The organism is Psychrobacter sp. 1Y4 (genome assembly GCF_051847555.1).
In genome coordinates this window covers 1-631 of sequence record NZ_JBPYDE010000740.1, presented here as the reverse complement: position 1 = coordinate 631, position 631 = coordinate 1, and the positions used below count along the sequence as shown (strand labels likewise).

General features: G+C 43.7%; 1 protein-coding gene. It reads left to right on the top strand.

The window, feature by feature from the left end; genetic code table 11:
* Positions 1-631: secretin N-terminal domain-containing protein (locus tag ACS8FC_RS18630; RefSeq protein ID WP_439297885.1), on the top strand; the 631-nt coding region annotated here is incomplete at both ends.

Below are 631 nucleotides of genomic sequence, written 5' to 3'. Positions count from 1 at the left end.
ACATCACCTTGCGTTTGATCAACGTGCCTTGGGATCAAGCACTCGATATTATTCTAAAAAGTAAAAATCTAGGCAAGCGCGAAAATGGTAATGTGATTTTGGTTGCGCCTTCTACTGAACTCGCTGAACAAGAAGCACGTGAACTTGAAGCGCAGCAAGCCGTTCAATCTTATGCGCCATTACGTACTGAATATATTCGTTTGAGCTATGCAAAAGCACAAGATGTCCTGACTTTGATTTCTCAAGGAAGCGGCTCATCTGGTGGTGGCGGTACGAGCGGACTTACAAATCGTGGCAATGACAATAATACGTTATTGTCCGATCGTGGTACGGTGACAGTTGATGAGCGTACCAACACCTTGATTGTCAAAGATGTGGCAAATAGCATTGAAAATATTCGTACCTTAATTGGCAAGATTGATATTCCTGTGCGTCAGGTTATGATTGAGGCGCGTATCGTGAGTGCCACTGACAGCTTTAGCAAAGAGATTGGAGTTCGCTGGGGAATCTTGTCAAATGGTGCAGCCAATAACCGTAGCTTGTTGGTTGGTGGTAGTGATCAAACTTTGTGGGACTTAAAAGATTTTGACGTAGAAACAACGACTGTCAATGGACAAACGGTCTCTTATCC